This window comes from Saccharobesus litoralis (assembly GCF_003063625.1).
In the GTDB taxonomy this organism is placed as follows: domain Bacteria; phylum Pseudomonadota; class Gammaproteobacteria; order Enterobacterales; family Alteromonadaceae; genus Saccharobesus; species Saccharobesus litoralis.
In genome coordinates this window covers 3,254,825-3,271,754 of record NZ_CP026604.1, presented here as the reverse complement: position 1 = coordinate 3,271,754, position 16,930 = coordinate 3,254,825, and the positions used below count along the sequence as shown (strand labels likewise).

The 16,930-nt window shown below is 39.7% G+C and carries 14 protein-coding genes; 11 read left to right on the top strand and 3 right to left on the bottom strand.

What is annotated here, in order from left to right; genetic code table 11:
* Positions 1-19: 19 nt before the first annotated feature.
* Genes C2869_RS11660 through hrpB form a run of 3 tightly spaced genes read right to left on the bottom strand, consistent with a single transcriptional unit; the run spans position 20 to position 5,159 of the window.
* Positions 20-337 carry a GIY-YIG nuclease family protein gene (locus C2869_RS11660; protein ID WP_108603098.1) on the bottom strand — a complete coding sequence of 106 codons (318 nt, stop codon included), beginning with the start codon at positions 335-337 and terminating at the stop codon, positions 20-22.
* A gap of 26 nt (positions 338-363) precedes the next feature.
* Positions 364-2,709 (bottom strand): penicillin-binding protein 1B, encoded by a 2,346-nt coding sequence (gene mrcB, locus C2869_RS11655; RefSeq protein WP_108603097.1) that lies wholly within the window; start codon positions 2,707-2,709, stop codon positions 364-366.
* Complete coding sequence (gene hrpB, locus C2869_RS11650; protein ID WP_108603096.1) at positions 2,706-5,159, bottom strand: ATP-dependent helicase HrpB; 2,454 nt, start codon at positions 5,157-5,159, stop codon at positions 2,706-2,708. The genes mrcB and hrpB overlap by 4 nt, the downstream gene beginning before the upstream one ends.
* A gap of 1 nt (position 5,160) precedes the next feature.
* Between hrpB and thpR the strand changes: the two genes are divergently transcribed.
* The 11 genes from thpR to C2869_RS11595 all read left to right on the top strand — a co-directional run bounded on the left by thpR (position 5,161) and on the right by C2869_RS11595 (position 16,924).
* A complete protein-coding gene (thpR, locus tag C2869_RS11645; RefSeq protein WP_159084142.1) occupies positions 5,161-5,790 on the top strand; it encodes an RNA 2',3'-cyclic phosphodiesterase in 630 nt (209 codons plus the stop codon).
* 1,547 nt (positions 5,791-7,337) lie between these two features.
* Entirely contained in the window at positions 7,338-7,859 is a 522-nt protein-coding gene (locus C2869_RS11640) for a cytochrome b (RefSeq protein ID WP_108603094.1), read from the top strand.
* A 13-nt stretch (positions 7,860-7,872) separates the two neighbouring features.
* A complete protein-coding gene (locus C2869_RS11635; protein ID WP_108603093.1) occupies positions 7,873-8,448 on the top strand; it encodes a YceI family protein in 576 nt (191 codons plus the stop codon).
* A gap of 769 nt (positions 8,449-9,217) precedes the next feature.
* A complete protein-coding gene (gene dksA / locus C2869_RS11630; RefSeq protein ID WP_108603092.1) occupies positions 9,218-9,667 on the top strand; it encodes an RNA polymerase-binding protein DksA in 450 nt (149 codons plus the stop codon).
* Positions 9,668-9,739: 72 nt separating this feature from the next.
* Positions 9,740-10,582 (top strand): tRNA glutamyl-Q(34) synthetase GluQRS, encoded by an 843-nt coding sequence (gene gluQRS, locus C2869_RS11625; RefSeq protein WP_108603091.1) that lies wholly within the window; start codon positions 9,740-9,742, stop codon positions 10,580-10,582.
* A gap of 203 nt (positions 10,583-10,785) precedes the next feature.
* Complete coding sequence (gene pcnB / locus C2869_RS11620; protein WP_108605040.1) at positions 10,786-12,087, top strand: polynucleotide adenylyltransferase PcnB; 1,302 nt, start codon at positions 10,786-10,788, stop codon at positions 12,085-12,087.
* The gene (folK, locus tag C2869_RS11615; protein ID WP_108603090.1) at positions 12,087-12,569 is read left to right on the top strand and encodes a 2-amino-4-hydroxy-6-hydroxymethyldihydropteridine diphosphokinase; all 483 of its coding nucleotides are present in this window, start codon (positions 12,087-12,089) and stop codon (positions 12,567-12,569) included. Before pcnB ends, folK begins: the two co-directional genes overlap by 1 nt.
* Positions 12,570-12,592: 23 nt before the next feature.
* Positions 12,593-13,390, top strand: a complete 798-nt coding sequence (gene panB / locus C2869_RS11610; RefSeq protein ID WP_108603089.1) for a 3-methyl-2-oxobutanoate hydroxymethyltransferase — start codon at positions 12,593-12,595, stop codon at positions 13,388-13,390.
* A gap of 33 nt (positions 13,391-13,423) precedes the next feature.
* The gene (gene panC / locus C2869_RS11605; RefSeq protein ID WP_108603088.1) at positions 13,424-14,272 is read left to right on the top strand and encodes a pantoate--beta-alanine ligase; all 849 of its coding nucleotides are present in this window, start codon (positions 13,424-13,426) and stop codon (positions 14,270-14,272) included.
* Positions 14,273-14,763: 491 nt separating this feature from the next.
* Complete coding sequence (locus tag C2869_RS11600; RefSeq protein ID WP_108603087.1) at positions 14,764-15,489, top strand: hypothetical protein; 726 nt, start codon at positions 14,764-14,766, stop codon at positions 15,487-15,489.
* 19 nt (positions 15,490-15,508) lie between these two features.
* Entirely contained in the window at positions 15,509-16,924 is a 1,416-nt protein-coding gene (locus tag C2869_RS11595) for a Y-family DNA polymerase (protein ID WP_108603086.1), read from the top strand.
* The last annotated feature ends 6 nt before the right edge of the window (positions 16,925-16,930 follow it).

Below are 16,930 nucleotides of genomic sequence, written 5' to 3'. Positions count from 1 at the left end.
GCTGGCGACAAATATTCTGTTATTTTGTCGCTAAAATTTGTTCTAACTCAGAATAATTTGATTGTTGATTAACCAACTGACATTTGCGTTTACGGCTTAACTTTTTGATTTTAGGCTCGATTGCTGCAGCCTGACGATGAGTTAAATTATTAAGTTGCCAAGCGACTTTCACAGGTTGGCGGCCTCTAAAGTATTTAGCGCCCTTACCGGTTTGATGTTGTTTAAAACGCCGTTCAACATCATTGGTGATCCCACAATATAAGCTCGTGTCGCTCGCCAAAATCAAATATACACTCCACTTTTCTCTTGCATCTAACCTAGCAAGTGAAATGTTCATTTTTTCAATTTCCTTTACCGTCACACTTACCAACCCAATAAATCGTCAAGCCAAGATTTTTCTTGCGGCTTGTTCGGGGCGGCAATAACTTCTTCAATACTCGGCGCATCTTCACAGGCAATTGGCGCAGCCAACCCATATTCAATAACAGGTAATAACAAAGTATCAGGACAACCAGGATCGACATGATATCCAGAGTCACTGCTGAAGTAGCGCATCGCTATACTTTGTGGTTTAGGAACCACTAAACTGACAGGTTGACGTTGCTTTTGATATTCACCAAAAATACGTAAAGCGCCTGACGAACCGGTCAACTGAGTACTGGTATTATCATCTTTGCCTACCCAAATCACCGCCAACTCGTTCTGATCATAACCAACAAACCAAGAATCACGTAATTCGTTTGTCGTACCCGTTTTACCTGCAAATCGAGTTTGACTATACATATTACCCAACCAGCGCGCGGTACCTTTGCGCGTAATTTCTTGCATGGCATAATTGATTAAGTACGCGCTTTCAGCAGTCAAAACTTGGCTTTTTGCTGTCTTATTTTCCGCCACTTTTTTACCCTGAAAATACACGCCTATCACAGCATTAAGTGAAAACTTATACCCTTGATTGGCAAGCGGCTGATAAACTTGAGCAACTTCAATCGGCGCCATTGAAACCGAGCCTAACAACATGGCTGGATACTGCGGAATAGGTGAATAGGCCCCCAACTCTTGCAATTGTTGTGACACTGAACTTAAACCAAGGCGCATTCCCAAATTAACCGCCGGTACATTACGACTTGTCACTAAAGCGTCAAGTAATGTTACTTGCTGTAAGAAGGTTTTATCATAATTATGTGGTTGCCAAACTTTTCCTAGATCACTGGTTAGGGTAATAGGTTTATCATCTATTAACGTGGCTAAGCCATATTTTTCTGGTTGACGAAGCGCGGCTAAATAAATGGCCGGTTTCACTAACGAGCCTATATTGCGTTGAGTATATAAGGCTCGATTAAAACCATTGTAGTGGGCTTGTTTATCACCAATAATAGCTTTGATCCCACCAGTTGAGCTGTCAACTAACACGACAGCGGTTTGCAAATCACTCACTTGCTTCTTAGACTCTAGCAAAGGCAGCTGTTTATCAATTGATAACTGCGCACGACGCTGGGCGACAGGGTCAAAATGAGTGTAGACTTTTAATCCATTAAATTGATGCGCTTTTTCTTTTAACAGTAATTTGAGTTCTTGCTTTACCTGCGTCATGTAACTGGCATATCGACCGCTTGACACTTTTGCCAAATCAATAATTTTCAACGGCTTTACCACATTCAATTCGTACTGCTCTCGACTCAGTAAGCGATTTTCCACCATTAAACGTAATATTAAATCTCGTCGTTCAAGCGCAATACGCGCTTTGTTTCTTGGGTTATAATAAGACGGACCTTTAACAATACCAACCAGCAGCGCTATTTCGTCAGGTGCGAGTTCATTTACATTTTTACCAAAATAAAACTGCGCAGCTAAGCCAAAGCCATGAACCCCTCGCGCGTAATTTTGTCCTAAATAAACTTCGTTAACATACGCTTCTAAAATCTCTTCTTTACTGTATTGTGCATCCAGTAATAACGCTATATAAGCTTCTTTTAACTTACGCCACAGGCTCCGCTCGTTAGTTAAAAACATATTTTTAACTAACTGTTGAGTTAATGTACTTCCACCTTGCACTGTACGACCTGCTTTTATGTTTTGCAGCAATGCTCGAATAATGGCTAGCGGAGATACGCCATGATGTTGATAAAAATGCCTGTCTTCGACTAACAGTAAGGTTTCTTTAAAAAGTTCAGGAAAATCAGCCAATGCAATAAAATCACGATCTTCTAAAGTAGACGTTTGTAACCTGTCAATCACATAGGGCTCTAATCGAAATGCGGTAACAGTCGAATTTATCGTCAAATCTGTTACCCGCTTTATACGGTTTTGTTGAAAATCAACTTTGAGCAAAGTGGCCGATTGTTGTTGCTCAACCTGCTGTTTTGCCACAGCGTAGTCAAATGCGCGTCGGTAAACTACAATACTTTGTAATGTAAAACTATAATCCCCCGGCTGACGCACCTGCTTAACCTTACGGTAATTTAACCGCCCCAAATATTCCTGCAACGCGTTAGCATTAATTGCGTCTCCCGTTGTGAACATCATAGGAGCACCCAATACTTCGATGGGCAATTGCCATTTATTACCATCAAATTTGCGTTCAATTTGTGCATCTAAATAGATGCCCCAAAACGCCAAAATACAAATAAAAACTAAGCTGAGTTTAATGAGAAAAAAGCAACAACGCACAGGCCAAGATCGCCTTGGCTGGATCATTTGTTTACTCACGAGTTAGTCCTTTGTCTTTTAGTTTGTAATCCCGGTTCAGCATGTTGTGGTTCGTCTGGCCAAAAATGCTTGGGGTATCGACTTTTCATGTCTTTTTGCACGTCTTTATAACTACCTAACCAAAAACTATTGATATCGTTAGTCGTTTGAATGGGACGTTGCGCTGGCGATAATAACTCCAGTGTTATTGCTATTTTACCATCAGCAACACAAGGATGCTGTTGTATTCCATAACAAGATTGCAATCGTAAACTGGTTTTAACTGGGTGCTCCCCTGCATAGTCCAGTCGATAATGATTACCATCCTGTGTTTGCCATTGGCTAGGTAATGCCTGTTTCAACCAGCTTTGCTGTTCATATTGTAAGCCACTGGTAACACAGCTTATCAAATCTAAATTCAATAATTGTTGCAGATTCTTTATTTGCGTTAAATGTAGACCAAACCAATGTTGCGCGTTGTTTTGTAACTCGTCGCTAGTGACTACACTAGGAAATAATGTCGAATTAATTTGATTAGCTAAACGCAACCGAGCCAATAACTGCTGCAGCTTTTCACATTGCTTAAACTCTTTAAACCCTTGGTTTTGAATATATTCCAACCAAGCTTGTTGCAGTTGCTGGGTACTGGGTTTAGATGTCATTAAACGTTTGTCTAACTCCAAGTTGCCATAACGCACAACTTCATAAAACTGCAATTGACCACTTTTATTATTTATTTCTAAATGGGTTGTTAAATTAGCTGCAGGTTCAATATATTCAGCAACATTTTGCTTGGTTAATGCTAGGTATTGGCGGATCACACCGGAAGCTTGCTTATCGGAAAAGCTAGCGCCTAGAACAAGGATAAATTCAATGTCTTGACTTATATGACTTTCGGCAGGAACTGAAACCGCAGTACCTGAGGCCATTAGATATCCTGCACCGCGTTTTTTGGCCACTCGCATAGGATAAGCCACCAAGGCTGCTTGCACTAGCTCATCTGGAATGATGTGATTAGGCGTATACTTATCGCTAGTTCGCCAGCGTTTAAGCAAACCTTTAATGTTGGAGTAGTATTTATAACTCGATTGGATCTGATTTATCACGTTAATATCATCTCGTCCCACCTGACCTCGAGGCATTTGTTCAAACAACCAAGCCGCGAGCACTTGAGAAGAATAGTTCGCTTGCTGACGAACTAACGCGATATCAATAGGTAAACCTTGTGAAGCTATACGTTGGCCTAACAAGGTAAGCTTGTTTTTCCCCAATTGCTCGGTTATCAACCCTTGTTGTTTCAAATAACTAATAGCTAGGTTAATTTGGCTATCACTAGGAAGTGTTGGCCAATTGAGCTCGGTAAAACTTTGGGCTCCCCAGTTAAGTAACTCTAGGTACACTTCGCTAATATCTGCTGTTTCTATCTCAGCTGGGTATTGTGTGCGCATTCTTTGCTGTTCATCTCGTGACCAAAGCCGATAAGCTATCCCCGCTTCGATCCGCCCTGCGCGCCCCTTGCGTTGCTCTGCTGACGCCTGAGATATCCGCTCGGTAAATAATGTACTAAAACCATTTTTGGGATTAAATCGCACTCGCTTATGTGTACCGCAGTCAATCACAATTTTAATGCCCGGAATAGTTAAACTGGTTTCTGCAATATTGGTCGACAATACCAACTTTCGCCTTCCTTGCTCATCCAAACTTAAAATTTGTTGCTGGTCATTTAAAGCAAGCTGGCCATGTAAACTCTGACAAACAATGTCTGCTGGCAGAATAGGCATCAATGCGCGCTGCGCTCGATTGATTTCACCAATACCAGGTAAAAACACTAATATATTTCCCTGTTGATCTAATGCCTCACGCACGACCTGTATCAGCTTGTCTTGCCATGACATTCTGCCCATAGGCCGATACGCAACCTCAACAGGAAATTGACGACCTTCTGTTTGGATCAATTTGGCTGCGGGTAATATTTTTTGCGCTAGTGGCAAATCTAATGTCGCGGACATCAAAACGAGCTTTAAATCATCTCGTAAACCTTGCTGAACTTCATACGCAAAGGCAAACGCCATATCGGCTTGCAATGAACGCTCGTGAAACTCATCAAACAAAATTAAATCGTAACCGCTTAGCTCTGGATCACTTTGCAACATACGGGTAAGCACCCCTTCCGTTACCACCTCTAAGCGGGTCGCGGCAGACACTTGCGTTTGCCCGCGCATTCGCAACCCTATTGTCTCACCGACTTTTTCATTCAAGCAGCTCGACATATAATTGGCTACTGAACGGGCAGCAACACGCCTTGGTTCAAGCAATAAAATTTTACCCGCAACCACATTTTGCGTTAATAATTGCAAGGGCAACCAAGTTGATTTACCAGCACCAGGGGGGGCTTGAATAATCAATTGGTTATCAAGAGAAATGGCTTGCTTTATCTCAGAAAAGCTAGACTCTATAGGTAACAAAAGCACATTGGGAAAACTAACCTTAGGTGGCCGCTATCTTAGGCCAAAACTGGTTAAATTAACAGGTATGAAACAGGACAATTATCAGAAGCGCTTTTTTATTGGTATCCAAGTACCAAAAGACATCTCTCTCGCAATAAGCCAATGGCGAAGACAAGCGTTTTCTGTATATGAACATACTCGCTGGCAGGCTGTTCACCAAAATGATTTACATGTGACGTTAAGGTTTTTAGGTTGCCTTAATGATAAAGAGGTAAACGAATTATCCACGTGCCTATCTCATTTACCCGTTCACTTTTTTACTATTGCAACACAAGCTCTTAATTTGTTTATAAAACCACAAGTTTTATACCTATCTACAAGTTGCAGCCCCAGTCATTTACATCTATTTGACGTTATTAACCAAACTATTGCACAACAATTCCCCGAGCTAAATAGACGTATCCAATATACTCTTCACGCAAGTTATCAACCCCATGTTAGCCTTTTTCGTAAAGTTAAATCACTACCTTTGTTAGATCCTCCGCCTGAATGGCTTTGGTCTGTTAATCAATTTCATTTGTATCAATCACAACCAAATTCTGATGGAAGTAAATACCAAATTTTAAATAGCTTCCGCTTAGAACCTAAACACTAAATTTGAGTGATGCATATATTTTATCCCAACCCTTTGTAAGTAATATCTCACAAAATCGTAAGATAACTAGGTTAATTCAACTTGAATTTAACTACACAAAACAAAAAATAACTATATTTTACATAAACTTACGTTGATTTATTTCAAAACACTAATGATACAATCACTATTTTTTGGTTATGGTGGCCTAGTAAAAAAGTTTCAATAACATAGACTTATTCATGTCGAAACGGTGCTAGGAAAGCAATTCAAGGACAATCGGCATTAAGGAAAAATTAGGTAACAGGAATAGGAACAACCGTAGGAAGCGGTTAGCTAAGGACAGTAGGGAAAAATGGAACAACAAGGAAGGTAATTGCAGGATGCAATCGCTAGGAAAGCAAAAGGAAAATGTTTGCATGAAGCAAACCACGGACAAAAAACCGATATGGATGGGGTCTGGTTTGGATGACCAGTCATTGTTAACAGGATAGAACAAGAAACCAAGCATTGGATGCGTCAAGGACACGAATGGATAACAATGGTGACAGCATGGCTGCTGTTTCGTTATAGGATGTAACATAAGGGCTTTTTGAGTTAGCGCGTATATACAGGATATTTTTCATCAAGGTTGATGAGCGCGCCTCAATATAAGCTACCTCATTTCTATCATTTTCATTTCACATTGTGTTTATCCCCTTTCATTGCTAATGATTTCCTCCAATGACTCATTTTCCGAGTCACTACAGTTTGTTTATAACTTACCTTTAGTCATCTGAATTTTTAAAATCACATAGTTGATATTGCTATTAACGCGGTAAAATATTACCAATTGCGTTATATGCAGGTAGCAATGTAAGAAATATCTCACATTTACGTAGGAAAATCGGGAAAGATCTGACGTCCCACACCATAAAAAATTTAAAATAGCCTTTTATTTCATTACCTTATCTGCCAATTTAAATTATGAAACCTTAATGACGACTATTTTTATTGATTAAACATGATGGCAATAAAAAACGAATTTAATACACTAATCATCGTCGAAAAGGTGCTAGGACGGCATTTGAGGAAGTAAGACACGGTTTGGTAATAAGGTAATAAATTCAGGACAAAGCAGGATACAGCCTAGGAAAGGCTTTAGCAGGAAGCTCAGGAAATAATGGACAAAGTCAGGATTGACTAGGATACAGTTGGATTAAGCAATGGAATGTAGAAGCAGGACAGCTTAACGGAATACTCAAGGAGTTTGAGCAAAAGGACAACATGAAAAGAAGGATTGGGATAAGGATTTAGTCATAGGAAGACAGAAGCAAGGTTGCATAAAGGAGTATCATGGAAGAAGTATTAGGACGATACAAATACATTTATTAAGCGCGTTAAACACGGATTTTACATCAGGTATGATGAACGCGCCTCCTCTTTAAAGATAACACCCCATCATTCACGCTGCCGCAGTGATATAACCATATATGTAATTAAATCAAAAATTTAAACTATACATTGCACTTTTTTACCGATTTAATCGTATATAGTTTTGATTAAATTATTTGCGGCAATCGGTAGGCATGACTAAATACTCAATTTTAACCCGCATATTGCATTGGCTAAGTGCGATAATCCTATTAAGCCTGTTTGCTCTAGGCACTTGGATGGTTGATCTCAATTATTATCACGACTGGTATAAAACAGCGCCTGATATTCATAAAAGCCTAGGTATGCTACTCTTGCTAATCACAGTCATCCGACTAATTAACATAACTCAACACCGTAAACTCACGCTCTCGCCCGATATTGCAAAATGGCAAGTACTCATCGCAAAAGGCACTCATTGCCTTCTTTACTTACTGATATTCTGCTTACTCGTTTCAGGTTACTTAATTTCAACCGCCGACGGTAGAGCTATCTCTATTTTTGGTTTGATTGACATTCCAGCACTATTAAGCCAAGGAGAAAGCCAAGCTGAACTGGCTGGTTTAGTTCATGAATATCTAGCTTACAGCATAATTAGTCTTGCTATTGTGCATGCTTTAGCCGCATTAAAGCACCATTTTATTAACCGTAACGACACCCTTAAACGTATGTTATAAAGGAAAAACCACTATGAATAAAACCATTATCGCCAGTGTGTTGGCATTAGGAACATCTATTTTCAGTACTGCACAAGCTGCTGACTATAAAATAGATACACGTGGCGCGCATGCATCAATTGAATTTAAAATAAAGCATTTAGGCTATAGTTGGCTGACCGGACGTTTTAATCGCTTTGAAGGTGACTTCAGTTATGACGCTGCTAACCCTGAGCAAGCGAAAATATCAGTTACTATCGACCCTGCCAGTATCGACTCTAACCACGCAGAACGAGATAAGCACCTTAGAGGTCGAGACTTTCTTGCTGTTAACTACTTTAAAGAATCCAAATTTAATAGCAGTAAAATCGAAGACCTAGGTAACGGTAAACTCAAAGTATATGGCGACTTCACTTTGCATGGTGTCACCAAACCTATTGTGATCAATGCTGAAAAAGTGGGCGAAGGCAAAGACCCATGGGGCGGATACCGTGTCGGGTTTACAGGTACAACAGAATTTAAACTAGCAGATTACGATATGACATACGATCTCGGTCCTGCGTCAGCCAATATTTTTATTACATTGAATATAGAGGGGATTAAAAAATAATCTTTTCTGACTAATATCCGCACACGTACGACGTTTTAACAACAAAACGTGTGCGATATATCTTACAATACTGTAGGAAACAGTGGTTTTGACCACCCGTCAATTACCTATAACATATTCTATGCCATTGATATAAAACAACTTTTAACCACCTCCATTATCCACTCCTCTCAAAAAGTACATTTATTGTTTGTTTTAAGCAATTGCAGTAATTCAACCACAAGCTATTATTAAATCATCTTCTGAAAAGGAACTGGTCGCTCAAGGAGAGTGATAACAGAATACAGGAAGTAAGCACAGGGTTGGTGCGAAAAAATGAAGGACAGCTCTCTTAATCAGGAAGATTGGAGACAAGGATGTAAGGACAAGCAAGACGCGAAATTAGTCAGGATGATTAATGCATGGAGCTAGAGGTAGGATCCTCTATTAAGGAATAAAAGCAGCTAACCGTTTATCAAAACGCCCGTTTACGGGCGTTTTTTATTTGTACTTGCAATAATCCCCTTCCTCACCTGCAAATATTAACAAATTGTTAAAAAATAAATTGCACCCCAAAAACCTTTCTGCTATAGATAGCCAGCTTTTTAATACAAATGCTTGATTGATTAATTTTTTAATCAAAAACTATTTATGGGGTTGAGTTTTATTATCTTGTCTCCATATTTGCGTTTATTAGGTGCTGCACGCACAAACAACAATCTCAAGCAAGTAATATGCTAACAGCGTTTGCTTTGTTATTAACGACAAAGCAATTAGGAGAATCGGAATTATGCCTACTGGCACAGAAAAAAAATCATTAGGTATTATGGCTATCGCTGGCCTAGAGCCATATAAAGAGCAGCCAGGCGAAGAATACATGGGTCCAGCTCAACTTGAGCATTTTAAAAAGATTTTAGCAGCATGGCGCAGCCAACTTCGTCAAGAAGTAGACAAAACCATGAGCCATATGCAAGATGAAGCAGCTAACTTCCCAGATCCTGTCGATCGTGCAGCTCAAGAAGAAGAGTTCAGTTTAGAATTGCGAGCCCGTGACCGCGAGCGCAAACTGATCAAAAAAATTGAGAAAACATTACAGCTAATCGAAGAAGACGAATTCGGTTTCTGTAAAGAGTGTGGCATTGAAATCGGTATCCGTCGTTTAGAAGCACGTCCGACAGCTGATTTATGTATTGATTGTAAAACCTTAGCTGAAATAAAAGAGAAACAGTTAGCGGGTTAATCAAAAATATGCTCCTTTATTAATATAAAAAGCTTCGCTATGCGAAGCTTTTTTGTTTGCATTTATTAGCTTATGTACATTGGTCGTTTTGCCCCTTCACCTTCTGGTCCTTTGCACTTTGGTTCAATTGTCGCAGCCCTTGCGAGTTACTTAGATGCCAAAGCCAACCATGGAAAATGGCTTGTCCGTATTGAGGATATCGATCCCCCACGCGAACCTAAAGGTGCCGCCGATAGCATACTGTTTACTTTAGATAGCCTAGGGTTACATTGGGACGATAGTGTTTTTTATCAAAGCCAGCGCAATCAAGCTTATTTAACACAATTAAATGATTGGTTAGCCACAAAGCAGGCATATGCCTGCAGCTGCACTCGGCGACGCTTAAAAAGCTTGAGTGGTCAATATGATCAGCATTGCCTTACAGCCAACTTACCGATAAGCGGCAATGCCGTGCGTTTTCTTAATCATTCACCCATTCAGCAATTTAACGATGGTTTTCTCGGTAAACAAATAGCGAAAAATACTAAATTTAGTGAAGACTTTTTGATCCACCGGCGTGATGGTTTATTTGCATATCAATTAGCCGTAGTACTCGATGATATTGAACAAGGCGTCACTCATGTTGTGCGCGGACAAGACATTCTCGAAACAACCTTTTGGCAAATAGTCCTATTTCATCAATTACATAAAACACCTCCCACCTACTGCCACATTCCTCTAGTAATGGCTGAAGATGGTCGAAAATTAAGCAAACAAAACCACGCGCCTGCCGTTAGCTTAGCTGAAAAAAGCCAACTATTAGTTAATGCGTTAAGATTTCTTAAGCAACCCATTTTGGATGAATACCAGCAAGTTCCGCCTGACAAATTGCTAACATTAGCGACGCAAAACTGGCAACCGCTAAATTTTATATAAAAAATAGGTAATAATTCTCGCAGTCCCTTTATTTCTCTTGCATACGGGATTTGCAAAAAACCTTAGCTGGTATATCATTAGCGCCACTGTGGATTGTGTATAGCAATGAGATTAGCGTTATCCGAAAAGTAATAGAATTGTGTAAAAAAGTGGTCGGTAAAGGAGCCAAACGATCAGGTAGCAACACTGGCAAGCTCCAAATCATTCCTCGCGACCAGCACAATATTTCCCGTCAAAATATAGGCAGAAATGCCCTTAAGGTTTTATATCGGCTAAATGATGCAGGTTATGATGCTTATTTAGTCGGTGGTGGCGTTCGTGATTTATTGCTTGGTTTAAACCCCAAAGATTTTGATATAGCGACTAACGCCACTCCAGAGCAAATAAAAAAACTATTTAATAATTGCCGCTTAATTGGCCGACGTTTCCGTTTAGCTCACATTGTATTTGGCCGTGAGATTATTGAAGTAGCCACGTTTCGTGGCCACCATGAACCGGCTAAACAGCAAGATGCCGTCTCTCATCAAAATGAGCACGGTCAATTACTACGCGATAATGTATACGGCAGTATAGACGAAGACGCTGAACGCCGTGATTTCTCAATTAATGCGTTGTATTACAGTGTAGCTGATTACTCCATCCGTGATTATTGGGGGGGTGTACAAGCCATTGCTAACAGAGAAATTAGTTTAATTGGTGATCCAGAAATACGTTATCGCGAAGACCCTGTCCGTATGTTACGTGCAGTCCGGTTTGCTGTTAAGCTCGATATGCAAATTGCACAAAAGACAGCCGACCCCATTAACGAATTAGCCAGCTTGCTTAAGAATATTCCACCAGCTCGTATTTTCGAAGAATGCCTTAAATTATTTTTAGGTGGTAAAGGTCAAGCGACATTTGATGCTTTATTAAAGTATGAATTGTTTCAACAAATTTTTTGGCCACTAAAAAACACCATGAAAGATAAGCTAGGCCATCCATATCAAATGTTCAGCTTAGCCCTAGCTAATACCGATGACAGGATCTCTGCCGGTAAACGCGTCACTCCAGCCTTTTTGTTCGCCACTTTATATTGGCACTTAATTGATGCAAGAAAACATGAATTACAAAACGAAGGGGGCTTATCCACTTATGATGCTTATCAAGTTGCCCTAGGTGATATTTTAGATACGGCAGCCAAAAGTGTCATGATCCCAAAACGTTTTGCATCTATGATCCGCGACATATGGCAGTTACAGCCTCGCTTAGAGCAACGTCATGGCAATAAGCCATTTAAGTTAATAGAACACCCTAAATTTCGCGCGGCTTATGACTTTTTATTACTGCGTGCAGAAGTAGAGAAAGGTCACCTAGTCGAACTCGCACAATGGTGGACGGAATTTCAAACCCTTGATGATGCACAAAAGCGTAGTAGCGTGCGCAATAACAACACCAGCGATGATAAAAAGCCACGCCGTCGTCGACGTCGAGTCCCAAGAAAACGTAAACCAGCATCTTCTGAATAATGATAACTGTATATTTGGGTTTGGGCTCTAATCTTGCGACACCCATTGAGCAACTCAATCATGCTTTGCAAGCAATAGCTCAGTTAGATAAAGCCTGTGACCTATCTTGCTCTTCTTTTTACGAAAGCTTACCCATGGGGCCACAAGATCAACCTAACTATGTTAATGCGGTCGCTTGCTTAACGTGGCAAGGAGAAGCCATTGAATTACTTAACGCCTTGCAAAACATTGAATTAACCCAAGGCCGTGTACGCAAAGCTGAACGTTGGGGGCCAAGAACATTAGATATCGATATACTATTATACGGTGAGCAAACTATTAACCACCCTCGACTTATCGTACCTCACTACGGCATGTACGAACGAGAATTTGTTTTATACCCTTTAGCGGAAATAGCACCTAATCTAATATTACCCTCTGGGCAACCGATTAGCGCTCTGTTAAAAGCGTGTGCTATTAATGGCCTTAAAAAGCTGAACTAAACTGCCTTTACGCGGAATGAGCAATGAAAAAAAAGACTTCCATTACTTCACTTTTAAAGAAAAAACAAAACGGTGAAAAATTTACAGCACTAACCGCTTATGACACAAGCTTTGCGCAAATTTTTGATGAGCAAGGGATAGATGTGATCTTAATTGGTGATTCATTAGGCATGGTGTTACAAGGCAATAATGACACGTTAAAAGTCACCATTGATGATATGGCTTACCACACTCGCTGTGTAGCTGCAGGCGCAAGTTCAGCTTTTATTCTTGCTGATATGCCATTTATGTCGTATGCCACGCCAGAACAAGCCTGTTTAAATGCTGCAAAATTAATGCAAGCGGGTGCGCAAATGGTCAAACTTGAAGGCGCCGCTTGGTTAAAAGAAACGATAGAAACATTAACTCAACGCTCCGTGCCCGTTTGTGCGCATTTAGGCTTAACCCCACAATCAGTACATGTGTTTGGCGGTTATAAAATCCAGGGTAGAGAAAACAATGCTGCACAACAGATGATCCAAGATGCTATTGATTTAGAAAAAGCCGGCGCGCAAATGATTTTATTAGAATGTGTACCGGCCTCACTCGCTAAAGCTATTACAGAAGCAGTTTCTGTACCCGTTTGTGGGATTGGTGCAGGTGCAGACACTGACGGTCAAGTACTTGTAATGCACGACATTTTAGGTATTTCGAGTGGTTATATTCCTAAATTTTCTAAAAACTATTTAACTGAAACAGGCGATATTCGTAAAGCTGTTACACAATTTATCACAGAAGTCAGTGAGGGTGCTTTCCCTGCGACTGAACATATTTTTGAGTAATAATATTAACGCCTCCTATTCCTAGAGTGAATGATGCAAACAGTTTCAGATATTAAACAATTACGTAATCAAGTGGCTAATTGGCGACAACAAGGATTAAAAATTGCCTTTGTACCTACCATGGGTAATTTACACAACGGTCATTTAAGCTTGGTTGATAACGCGTTTATGCGAGCCGATATTGTTATCGTCAGTATTTTCGTTAATCCAATGCAATTTGGCCAAAATGAAGATCTGGATGCCTATCCGCGAACAATGGAAGCCGATAGCCAAGCGCTAGCAGAGCGTGGCGTTAATCTACTTTACGCCCCAACAGTAAAAGATATTTATCCTCGGCCACTCGCTGAGCAAACCTATGTTGAAGTACCAGAGCTCGGTAATATTATTTGTGGAAAAAGTCGTAATAGCCATTTTCGGGGCGTTACCACCATAGTTAATAAACTATTCAACATAGTGCAACCTGATGTCGCTTGCTTTGGTGAAAAAGACTTCCAACAACTATTTTTAATTAAGCGCATGGTAGAAGACCTCTCAATGCCTATTGAAGTTGTAGGAGTACCAACAGTACGCGAAGAGTCTGGTTTAGCCATGAGTAGTCGCAATGGCTATTTAAGTGACGAAGAAAAACAGCAAGCAACGGCATTGTATAAAAGTTTAAAATACGCCAGAGATTACATTAAACAAGGCCATAGAGATTTTCGGCATATTAAGCAAGCCATGCAAACCAATATTGAGCAATCACAAATGCGCCTTGACTATGTTGAGTTTCGTGACGCTAATACCCTGCTAGAAGCTAACCATAATACAACAAGTTTTGTTGTTCTCGTTGCCGCCTATTTATCCAGTGCCCGATTAATCGATAATATTTACTTCGATATTTAGCTTACCTGTTACACGCTACCTGGTCTATGGTAGCGTTCGTTCCTTTCCCAACGATCATTGCTTTATATTAATTCTGCCTGTTACTTTTTCTAAATCTTAAAATAATGCTATCCGTATAAATAACCTCGATTCTGGATAATAAATCCGTTTCTGGCGGCTATTTGAACCAAGCTCTTGTAAAAAATTGGGCGTTAAGTTTGCTTGCAATAGGCTAGCTATTGACGCGTAAACTTGCCTTGCCCTCCATGGATGGAGGGTAAGAGATAATGCATGGAGCAATTATCTTTGTTCTTGGCTCAAATTTCTCTCCAGAAATAGGAGGGAATTCTGTTGGTTATCAAAACTTGTTAACTAACTGAAATTAACGGTAAAAATAATTATTGTCGCAATTCTTAAACAGAGTTGAGGTTAATTACTAGACAAAATCAACTTGGCAAATTTTAACACCAACATTATACTGTATATAAACACAGTTAAATATTAGTGTTATTATGGATCCATTAGAACAACTGAAAAATCAAAACTTGATTTGGCAAGGCTTACAATCACAACGAAAAATATCACGTATTGCCAGTCAATATCCTGAACTGGATGAAAAATTACAAGGCGGTTTGCCTGAACAAGGGGTAATCCAAATTGATTCTGTCACTGGCATTGGTGAATTACGTTTATTTATACCGTATTTAAAACATAAGCAAAATCTAGGATTAATCGTTTTCGTCAATCCTCCCAATGCATTAAATGCCGAATTTTTTGTCCAGCAAAATATAGATTTACAAAATATATTAATCGTTAAACATAAAGACGTAAAAAGTGATTTGTGGTGCGTCGAGCAATGTTTAAAAAGCGGCTGTTGCGCTACAGTTTGTTATTGGGGAAGTAATATAAGTCAAGCTCAAGCCCGACGCTACATGTTAGCAACAGAGTCACAAAATACTAGTCTATTGTTATTTGCACAGGAGATGCGTTCTGTAGATTTAGCCATAATAGACTCCCCTCAAATTTCAACAATATCTTTGCCTATCACATTAAAAATAAACCTTACACCTTCCAAATCAGGTTTGTGGCTGCAAGTGATTAAACAAAAAGGCGGCCAAGCGTTAACGAAATTTCATATAGACTACTTAAACGTTTGGGCTGACTTATACATACCTAACACTAATCAAACCCTGATAGCAGAAAAAGTAGCGTTACAACAACGCCAGCAGTTGCATTAAATAATCTCAGTCAATTTTTATGTTGTGGTTATATCTTGATTTCCCTCAAATCCAATTAGATAACTTACTACTAGAGCAAGCCAATCAGTCAGTGGCAATCATCATTATTGATGCTAGCGAAAATAATATAGTGCAATTAAACCAAACTGCACTTAATGCCGGTATAAAGCCGAACATGGGACTAGCTACCGCATTGGCATTGCATCATGATTTACATCCTTTGGAGTACAACGAGCAACTAGAACATCAACAGCTTAAGCAAATTGCTGAATGGCTCTATCAATACAGTGCCGATATCGCACTTAATTCACCTAAAGGCCTGTATTTAAAAGTGGATAGCATGCTAGCTTTATACGGTAATTTTGCAAACTATTGGCAAAACATTCAGCAAGTACTCAATAGCCTAAACTATCAATTTAATTATGCGGTTGCGAAAACACCTTTAGCGGCAAAAATTTTGGCTAGTACTCGTAGCCAAACCTTTCTATTAAAAGAAACACAGCAACAAGCACAACTAAAATGCATGCCAATAGAAGTACTATTCCAACAACGAAAAACAGTCCAACAACTACAACGTATTGGCATTAATACGATTGGTCAGTTGCAAACCTTACCAATTAAAGAATTGAATAGACGTTTTGATAAGAACACCATCAACCGCCTTTATCAGCTTAGCGGACAACAGCATCATGGTTTAACTTTTTTTGAACCAACTCTAATTTTCAGACAAGCGTTAGAATTACTATTTGAAGTGACCAATAGCAATTTATTACTCACTCCCATTCAAGCGCTACTCAAGCGCTTAACTCTATTTTTAATACAACGCAATTTAGTCACGCAGAATATCAAGCTGCACTTAACACAAAAAGATCATGATGCCTTACAAATAAATATAGCAAGCGCAAAAGGTCAACAACAGGCCGCAGCATGGCTACGTTTGATTGAACTCAAATTCGAATCTGTCGTTTTACAAAGCCCAGTTACAGACATCTGCTTATCATGCAATCAGTTTGAGCCGCAACATTCCATCATGCAAGATATGTTTAATCAACAAGAGTCTGGCCTCGCCCCAAATGAGTTAATCAACCAACTCGAAGCAAAGCTAGGTGAAGACTATATATTTAAATTATCGTTAAAAGACACTTTCCACCCTGCCTTAGCTAGCCACGAGCAAAAAGCGATTTCAGCTGTACACTCAGCTTTACCTTTAAACAAGCAAAACAGGCCATTACGACCAAGCTTTGTCCTAAATAAACCACAAGTATTATCCGAACCGGTCGAGTTAGTATTAGGACCCGAGCGCGTACAAACAAATTGGTGGGATAAGCACGAACTATATAGAGACTACTTTGTCGCTCGTAATAACGCCGGACAACTACATTGGATCTATCGCCAACCGAATGGAAATTGGTTCACGCATGGTTTATTTGCTTAGGAGTTT